Here is an 8,512-nt window from a genome sequence, read left to right on the forward strand (position 1 = left end):
AGCAGGGCTGCCATAAAGGATAGATCGGCTTTCCCTTTTTCGTTCATCGATACGGTAAGCGCCTCACTGGCCGTTTCCACCTGCGTCACCGGCTGGTGGGGCGCGATAGTCCGCTTGGTGAAGATATCCGCCTTGCGCTCAAAGTTGCCGTCTTCGTCCAGTATTTCGAGTGAGCAAAGCAGATAATAGGAGCAATCCTCGGCAAAAGCAAGTTTGTTGACGCGGCTGTTGATCAAGCCGCAGGTGCGGACAAAAGCATCATACCGTTGGGTTAATAACGCCTGCTTTGCTTGGATTAAAGCTGCATTCAGCGAATGCAGCTGCACAAATAACAGGTCATAGACAAGATCCCGCAAGGCAATCAGCGCCGTGATCCGGCAATAGGTGCCGTCTGAGACCTCCTGTAAAACAAGCTCGTTATCCTCGCGGTAATACAGGTGCTTATCCTGGAGCATATAAGAAAAATTTCGGACGGTGTCCGGCGCTTTCAGCGTTTTAGGGACAGCTTCCTCTTCCTGATCAAACAGGTCAACCGAAATCACCGGCTTCTGTGGGGGCTGCTCTGAAGGTAAAGGGGCTTCTTTCCTTACAGGCGGCGTAACAATATCTGGCGCTGCCGTCATTATTCCGATTGGCGTTTCCGGAATAAGCGGTCTTGCTTCCAGGTCAAACAGGGAGATGTTCTGAGATTCGGAGCAACTGTCCGCAAGTCTGCCATCGATGGGAGCGGGGGACTGGTTAGATAATTCGTTAGCTTGACTCTGGGGAGGGCAGGCCTGCCAGCTTTCCATGACGTTGGCCAACAGCAAGGCCAGTTCTTCTTTCTTCGGAATGCAGGTGCTGCCGCCGGAAAAGCGGTGGTTGCTCTTGATGAGCATACCTAAAATATGGCCAGGGCGCTCAAGGTAATAGCGGTTGATCTCAATTCCGCCCGCGGTTTCACCCAGCTCCAGCCAATCTGGCTCTGAAGCGGCGGCTGTTTTCCGGAAGAACAAAATGTCCATGGGAACATTGGTGCCGGCCTGGAGAAAGGCCGTATCCGGCAGGCGGAGAGCGGCTAGTAAATGCGCGCGTTTGGCCAGGTATTCACGGAAGGCGGAGCCTTTTTTATCCAGTAAAAATTTGCTGGCGATCAGGGCCAACAGCGCACCGTCCTTTAGCACATCCAATGATTTTGCCAAAAAATACTCATGGATGGACAATTTATCCTTGTAGGTAGGGTCATAAACGGCAAAATTCCCGAATGGTACATTTCCGATCACCAGATCGAAAGTGTCATTCGGGAATTTTGCTTTTTCAAAGCCGATGTTTTGAATCGCTCCCGCCGGATACAACTGTTTGGCGATACGGGCGGTAAGCTCATCGATTTCTACGCCGTAAAAGCATGAGGTTTTTTTCAGTGCTTCCGGCATCGCGCCGATGAAGTTTCCAATTCCGCAGGAAGGTTCCAGAATTTTACCGCCTTTGAATCCGAGCCGGCGGACACCGTCATACATGGCCTGGATAATCGGCAGCGGCGTGTAAAAGGCCGTTAGGATGGAAGCGCGGGCTGACCGGTACTCTTTTTCGGTCAATAGTTCATGAACTTCCTGATATTCTTGTTTCCAGGTCAGATTATTCGGCGCAAAGACTTGGGAAAGTCCGCCCCAGCCGGCGTACCCGGCTAAAATCTCTTGTTCTTCCCGGGTTGCCTGCCTGTTCGTTGCTTCCAACTGCTTCAAGAGCGCTAAGGCGCTTACTGTGCGTTGGTAGCGGGCCTTTGCCCCCGGCGGATAACTTTTCACTGTTAAAGCAAAGTTCTCGCCGGCAGCGGCGGGCGGGGGCGTTGTCAGTACTGTTTCTTCCAGCGGCAACGGCTGCGGGGAAACAGTTGAATTTTCCGGCGTTTGCATACTAATTTCCGGTTCCGGCAGGGGTGGTTCGGGTTTCGTCACAACATGAAGTTTTACAGGTGATGCCCCAACCGGTTTCAATGGCTGCGGTGCTTTAATGGCGCCTTCGATGACGCGCAGCAGGTTTGCCGTACAATAACTGACCAATTCTGCGACATGCAAGATGCTGTCCCTTGTTGAAATAGCGGGCAGCAGTGTCTCGTATTCGGCCAGCGATACGGCAGATTCTATCTGGCAGCGGGAAAATATGGCGTAACAGGTGCTGTCAACGATGAAATTCCGCAGACGGTATTCCAGTTCTTGTTTTTCCCACTGGTGAGAGTCGGCCGGCAGGCTGGCAAGGAAGTTATTTTTACCAACTCCCTTAGTAATCAATTGCGCGGCGATAGCTGAAATCAGCGACAAAAAGCTGTTTTCTGCATGGCTATATCGGTCTTTCAACGCCTGGCAAACTACCTGTTCGCCGGTTTCCTCCAAGGTCCATAAGAGGACCGGCGGGGCAGCGGCGTCTTTTTTGTAGGTGTCGCTGAGTTCAAAAACATACTTGATTTTCTGCCAGCGTCCGTCTTGGAAAAATAAAGCGATGCCTTTTGCCCCGCGTTTAATGCGCCGGTGAAAGCAGCGGTTCCAGAGTTCCATTTCAGCGCAGGCCTGTGCCTGCGGGCGCTGCGCATGGATCATGAGCTGGTCGGTGTAGGGGTATTTGTACATTCTGCCGACGGTTCCCAAGAAAGCTTTCCAGGCCGCCATATTCGCTGTAATTTGCTGTAACACCAGCGTTTCTAATTCTTGGCGCGTTTTTGCCAATTGAGCCATTTTTTCATCCATCCTTTCTGCCTTCGTGTACTGGTTTATGCGGGAAAAAAACCATACGCCACAGTCCAAAGCAAGGGCTTGGCGAAGCGTACCCTTGCTTTGGACTGTGGCGTATGGTAAAGTGAGCGCTAAACCAGTACTGCGAAGGCAGATTAATCGCTCTGTCCGCTTGCTCCCAAGCCAGCGCCCGCTACGACTGATATTTTGATACCACCACTGACATATTGTTTTTCACCAAGGAGTAATGATTGTAAATTGATTTTAGATTGATTTTACATTGACTGCTTGGGTATAATATAGGTAGAACTCTAACATAAAGGGGTGAAAAATATGAAAGCCATTATTCGTCCCATGACAGATTTGGCCAAAAAGATGGACGAAATTGAACGTTTTTGTATTACCGAAAGCCTGCCGGTATATATCACGAAAAAGGGCACTGGCAGGCTGGTCGTCCTGGGTCACGAAACCTATGAAAATCTGATGTCCGAACTCGAAAAATTTAAAGAAGAAAATGAATTGTATAAATCTCTGATTCAAGCGGCAGGCGAGAGCCGTAGAGGCGAAAGCCGGGATGTGAACGATGTCTTGGACGAAATAGACGCTGAATTACGGGAGAGGGAAGATGACGACCGGCAAAAAGTATCAGGTTAAAATCGTGTCTACGGCTCAGAAAGACCTCCGGGATGTAGCAATGTATATAGCTCAGGATAAATCCCGCGAATGCCAGAAAATTTGTCGCAGACGTCAAGACTAGGATAAACAATGTTTTAGCGAACAGTCCCAATATCTGTTTACCGCCCAGAGCATATCCTTTTTTAGCGGAACAAGGATATTTGCGGTTTTCCGTACACACAAACTATTCAGCCTTATGGGTCTGGAACGGGTCGGTTATCGAGATACATCGCATTTTACACAACAAGAGGAATTGGACAATTATTATGGGCGGCCCTGAAGGCATAGAAATAGAGTTCTCCGGCAACTTTTCGCCCAACGCCTATTTTTGGCCTGTTAAGCCGGTTTGATAGGATATTTCACACCGGCTTATTCCCTGCGTCTGCGGACGGCCAGAACATGGCGCTGCTCCGCCAGGATATGTCGATTGATTTTTTTCTGGGAATATTCAAGGGTCGCGCCATGCTGCTCAATCAACCGGCGATATTTCCGCGCTAGATTCCGATTCCGCGCATAAAGGGAGCAGCGGTACAGCAGGGTATTTAAAGCGTAATCAAGTTCAGCCGCTTTCTTTTTCAAGGTCAATCCCTCCCTTTACACCGCCCGTTTTTTTCGTTTTTTCGTCAGGCGGTGCTGTTTAAACTCGTCTAAAAAAGCATAAATCTCTTCAGTAGGGCTGCAGTTTTTTATTCCCCGGCATTGCAAAATGTCGCCGTCATAGATTTCCAGGGTGTAATAGGAAGCAGCCGGATCCGCCGCTTTTCGTAAAAAGACAATGTCCGTGAACCCGTTGGCGTAGCGGTCGATGTAATTGCCGACACAGTGGCGCAGGTAGTGCCCTTCGGCAATGAGGTCGCCGGAATTTTTGGGGACGACGATGCAAAAATTATGCGCGGCATACTTGTATTTCTCTACTAATTGGGGATACCGCTCGAGGATTTTTTGATCAAGCTGCCGGTCTCTTTTGTGCTTGATGCGTCGTTGGTTCTGGATATGCTTTTCCGCCAGCTTGTTCGGGAAGAGAATTTCTTTGCGGGACATATCATAGCCGAGTTGCCGACATTCTCTTACATAGTCCAGATAATCGCGAAAAAAATACGCGGTTAGCTCACCGCGTTTTTCCAGCCGCTTTTGATAAGTAAACAGTTTGTCAAACGGAACTGCTTCATGCAATTCTTTCAGGACGGAGGTTTCCGTGAGCCAGCCATAAGCGGCCAGGTCCGGCAAGAGAACCGGGCAGCCGTTTTTTCTGAGCGCCAGCCAAGCGGCTAGCGTCACCCCGGATAAATTCGTCTTTACGATATAGCGAAGCTCTTGTTTTGCTGGCTGAAACCCCAATACTTTTCGCAGTGATTTGCCGCGCCAGTTGAGCAGACCTCTGGTGACCGGATACCTTTCCAGATAAGACTGGATAAATGCGCTGAGGCCGCATTTGCTCAGATACTCCGACTGCGGATATTTGGCAAACAGGGCCAGGTAACGCAGGATTTGTTCCTCCATATCGGTGTAGTTTTCCCAGGCGCTGTACTGGAACGGGGTATGGGGACCGCCCGCGCGAGGCTCGCCATATTTACGGCTAACTTTCCTTGCCAGCCATAGTAGAAATGACCGCTCGGGTGCTTGGTATAGATACTTTGGGTCAAGACATATTGGCGGGAGTAGGGGTCGACATACATCATCCTGGCGCCTTGGCCGGATAACACATAGTAGCAGGAGGGGGAGTATTCTATCGCGCAGGGATTGCTGCCTGAAAAACGGTAGACATAGAAGGTCTGGCAGGTAATCATCTGTGTATTTCTCACAGAACGCGCAAAATGATACACATATGCGACATCAGCGATATTTTTTATACCGCGCCAGACATGCTTTACAGTGACAACCTGCCGGCAGCGCTTGCAGGTTGTTTTCGCATTGTGGGGCAGCGCCAAAGGGTCCTTGAGCGGCACATCCTTTTGGCAGAACGAACAATAGCCTGTGGTATCGCCCTTTTTCCGGATGAATAAGTACTGCTGGGTAAAGGCGTTTTTTCGGACGAATTGCTGTAAATCTTTCGTGACCGGCGCTGGGCGGAAATGAGATAGGATTTGCTCGGCAGTTTGCGGCAGCATGGCTTAACCCTCCCCGCCAAACAGGTCGATCTGGTTGAGCTGGCCGTCTGGCTTATTCGCCGCTGCTGGAATCGGCTTGCTGCCAGGAACGGCAGGCGCATACGGGCGCTTTGCCGCCGGGGGAATGGGGCGTTTGGGGGCCTCATCCGGATCAAAATCAAAGGGTTCGCCCCAAAAGCCGTAGAATCTGCCGATAATATCCTGGGCTTCGTCCGGCGCAATGCATACGCAGGTAGCGCCCCCGCGGTTCTTTTGCGCAATATGCCGCATGACTTTATAGGCGCGCTTTAGCGTGTGTTTCTCTTCCAATACCTTTTCCGCATAGCTTTCATCTTCCAGCAGCAATGCGCGCACGATCTGGTTGATAGCGAACAGATAGCCTCGATCATCGGCTGCCGCCTCCAGTTCCGTATCGAGTTTATGGATGGCCTGTTCCATGATGTCCATATCCTTACCTCCGTTTTTTGCAATAGGATAACTACCGGCAGGATGAGCCGGTCCGTTTTACGTTTCTAAAGAAAAAAACAGCGCTTGACGTCATTTTGCGTCAAGCGCTGTCTTGCGTATAGCGTTCTCTAGGTTCCCGTCCAATACCGCGGTTGGTATATTCGTTTCTCCTAGTCTGATTTTAAAGCCAGTCATTTCAATTCCTCTTTGGACAAGTGGTGTGTTGTCCCATTTGCATTCCCGGCCCGGCATCCGAAGTCGCGTTCAAAGGCGGCATTTGCTGCGGCGTAAGCTTGACAGAGCTCGTTAATCGCTATGGCTAACCATACAGCCCGTGGAAAATCGCTGCAGTCTTTCACTTTTTGGTCTGCAATTGCGTTAGCCTGTTTCATGATTGTATATTCATCAAAATCGACGTACATTTCTTCTCTCGTGTCATAATTACCATAAGTAGCCATATCAAAATTGTCATAATGGGTGGCAATGATAAAATGCCCGTTGATTTCGACGATATAGTGATCATCCTCATGGTCCAGGTGGTATTTGTGACAGGGTACATCAGCATAGCGAAGGCTTATTTTATGGCTTTGTACAGCATTGTCAATGTATTTATCAATGTCGCTTTCGCCAATCATACCGGACAATTTAGTGATTCCTTTACTCCTTAATGCTTCCAATGCTTCTATAAGTGTCATTGTTTATCACTCGCTTTCTTTACTTTAACTTGAAAAAGGGCAGTATCCCAGTCAAACCGGGATACTGCCGCCTGTGAACGTTCACCTGGCTTATTGCCTATCGTCAGCGCCTGCCTTCAGCCCGGCCATGCGTTCCGACAATATCCAAAGAGCCCGGTTCAGTTTTATATTCGTATCGATGCCCGTAACCTCGCGGGTGGTGGTGCGCCTGCCCATCACTGTTTTGCCCTGCAAGCCGCCTTTCAAAAGGTTTTCCTGAATCCGGTTGAAAGCGTTTCATAAATCATCTTTGCCGCGATCCTAATACCGTCTGGCGGTCAGAAGCTGCTCCGGCGCGATCGGGGCGTCCTCCTGGCAGACGTACTTCAGCGACAGCGCCGCTTCCGCGAATGCCCGCGCCTCTGGCAGCGCCAGGCGGGTGCCCTTCATGTTGTCTATCGATTCTTCCACCGCGCCGAAGTCGTCGACGATTTTGTAGGCGGCGTCGATCACGTTTTCAGTGATGTTCCCCCGGTGCGGTACTCTGATGTCCTCGATAATGTCGCCGGCAACGCACCCGTTCTGGCAGACGAACCGCAACACTCCGCCCAGCATCTGATAGCTGGAAGTGCCGTCATGGGAATTAATGAGGATGATCTCGAACGCTTCCTGATTTTGAATCTGGCCGTCCGGGCGCAGCCGGAGCATATGCTTGGTAAACTCCGATTTGCCTTCCACTCTGGATTTGGACTGAGCAACCATAAAAGGCTGAAACCCTTCCCTTCTGAGGCCGGCCAACACCTCGCCGGTGGGGATGTAGGTGTACCGGTCCGACCGGGATTCGTGTTTGCCAGCTGCGAAGATGCTGGGGGCGATCCGGAACAACTGTTCATCCGTGAGCGGGATGTCTGACCGGAACCCAAAGGAATTTCGTCCAAACTTTGTGACTAAATCTGACATAGCTTTTCAACCTCCTATTCTTCATGGGATATTGGCTAGTTCCCTGGCCGGCTTGTATTGGTCAGGGATGTTTACCTAGTAAAGCTGAATTTCAAAGACCAGATTGCCCCGCTCATCCAGGCGGGCGCAATTGATCCACCTTGCCATCTTGCCGTTATGCATGTCGGTAATGACATCTTTTTTTCTGCGGCCCGTGTAGCGGTATTGCCGCGTTTGACCGTCCGGGAAATACAGTTCCAGCAACACGCCGAAACCTCGTTCCCTTCCTTTGGGGTCAACCACTTTCTGCACCTGGCCAATGACCTTGAATGCAATTGCCATCGTCAACAACCTCCTTTAGTTACGCTGGAATTCTTACGCTTCTCAGGAAAAAGAACAGCGCTTGACGTCATTTTTTTTACGTCAAGCGCTGTTGTGCGTATTGCGTTCAAAACGGAATTTCTTCCGAATCCGGCGGTGTGTTCCGGTTGGCTGCCTGCGGCCTTGCCCCGAAAGTAAAGCTCGGTACGATCACCTGCGTGTAATAGCGCGTATTGCCTTCTTTGGTCGTGTATTTGCCGGTGTCGATGCGGCCGGTCACGCCAATCTGCTGACCTTTGGTTACGTGATTGCCGATGGTTTCGGCAATTTTCCCGAGGACACGCAATTGATGAAATCCGCGTCTTTGTCTGTTTCGCCCTTGCTTCTTTTTGGAACGGCGAGGCAATACTTGGCAACCGCTTTGCCTGCCTGGCTGTAGAATACCTCCGGCTCCCGGGTGAGTCTTCCCACTAAGCTTACTTGATTCATGATTCATTACTCCTTTACACTATCATTTTTTTCGAAAAACACTGTCTGGTGCTTTTCTCGCGGATAAAAGGCCCGCCGGCGGTGTGGCTGACAAGGGCGCGGCAGCGTGCACTTCACCCTTGTCAGGCGCAGCGCCGGCGGGCAATATGAGGAG

Annotated in this window: 10 protein-coding genes and 1 pseudogene; 1 reads left to right on the forward strand and 10 read right to left on the reverse strand. The window is 50.6% G+C overall.

From position 1 onward, the window contains the following. Positions 1–2,708: N-6 DNA methylase (locus ALO_RS21125; RefSeq protein WP_193760825.1), on the reverse strand; the 2,708-nt coding region annotated here is incomplete at its 3' end. A gap of 330 nt (positions 2,709–3,038) precedes the next feature. Here ALO_RS21125 and ALO_RS19110 point away from each other — a divergent pair. Further along, complete coding sequence (locus ALO_RS19110; RefSeq protein ID WP_004099433.1) at positions 3,039–3,359, forward strand: hypothetical protein; 321 nt, start codon at positions 3,039–3,041, stop codon at positions 3,357–3,359. Positions 3,360–3,749: 390 nt separating this feature from the next. Here the strand turns inward: ALO_RS19110 and ALO_RS19115 are convergent, their stop codons facing one another. From ALO_RS19115 to ALO_RS23370, 9 genes and pseudogenes are all read right to left on the reverse strand, one after another. Continuing rightward, the gene (locus ALO_RS19115; RefSeq protein ID WP_004099437.1) at positions 3,750–3,959 is read right to left on the reverse strand and encodes a hypothetical protein; all 210 of its coding nucleotides are present in this window, start codon (positions 3,957–3,959) and stop codon (positions 3,750–3,752) included. Between the two features lie 15 nt (positions 3,960–3,974). Beyond that, positions 3,975–4,880 (reverse strand): PcfJ domain-containing protein, encoded by a 906-nt coding sequence (locus tag ALO_RS19120; protein WP_040293958.1) that lies wholly within the window; start codon positions 4,878–4,880, stop codon positions 3,975–3,977. Beyond that, entirely contained in the window at positions 4,817–5,488 is a 672-nt protein-coding gene (locus ALO_RS19125; protein WP_004099441.1) for a hypothetical protein, read from the reverse strand. The genes ALO_RS19120 and ALO_RS19125 overlap by 64 nt, the downstream gene beginning before the upstream one ends. 3 nt (positions 5,489–5,491) lie before the next feature. Beyond that, entirely contained in the window at positions 5,492–5,935 is a 444-nt protein-coding gene (locus ALO_RS19130; RefSeq protein ID WP_004099443.1) for a hypothetical protein, read from the reverse strand. 191 nt (positions 5,936–6,126) lie between these two features. Continuing rightward, positions 6,127–6,630 (reverse strand): hypothetical protein, encoded by a 504-nt coding sequence (locus ALO_RS19135; protein ID WP_139025456.1) that lies wholly within the window; start codon positions 6,628–6,630, stop codon positions 6,127–6,129. 90 nt (positions 6,631–6,720) lie between these two features. Beyond that, positions 6,721–7,569, reverse strand: a pseudogene (locus tag ALO_RS19140) (DUF932 domain-containing protein). Between the two features lie 75 nt (positions 7,570–7,644). After that, a complete protein-coding gene (locus ALO_RS19145) occupies positions 7,645–7,890 on the reverse strand; it encodes a hypothetical protein (RefSeq protein ID WP_004099456.1) in 246 nt (81 codons plus the stop codon). 106 nt (positions 7,891–7,996) lie between these two features. Continuing rightward, positions 7,997–8,215 (reverse strand): single-stranded DNA-binding protein, encoded by a 219-nt coding sequence (locus ALO_RS23365; protein WP_004099459.1) that lies wholly within the window; start codon positions 8,213–8,215, stop codon positions 7,997–7,999. Further along, a complete protein-coding gene (locus tag ALO_RS23370; protein WP_238528342.1) occupies positions 8,170–8,358 on the reverse strand; it encodes a single-stranded DNA-binding protein in 189 nt (62 codons plus the stop codon). The genes ALO_RS23365 and ALO_RS23370 overlap by 46 nt, the downstream gene beginning before the upstream one ends. Positions 8,359–8,512 lie beyond the last annotated feature (154 nt).

The sequence above is a fragment of the Acetonema longum DSM 6540 genome (assembly GCF_000219125.1).
Classification (GTDB): Bacteria; Bacillota; Negativicutes; order Sporomusales; family Acetonemataceae; genus Acetonema; species Acetonema longum.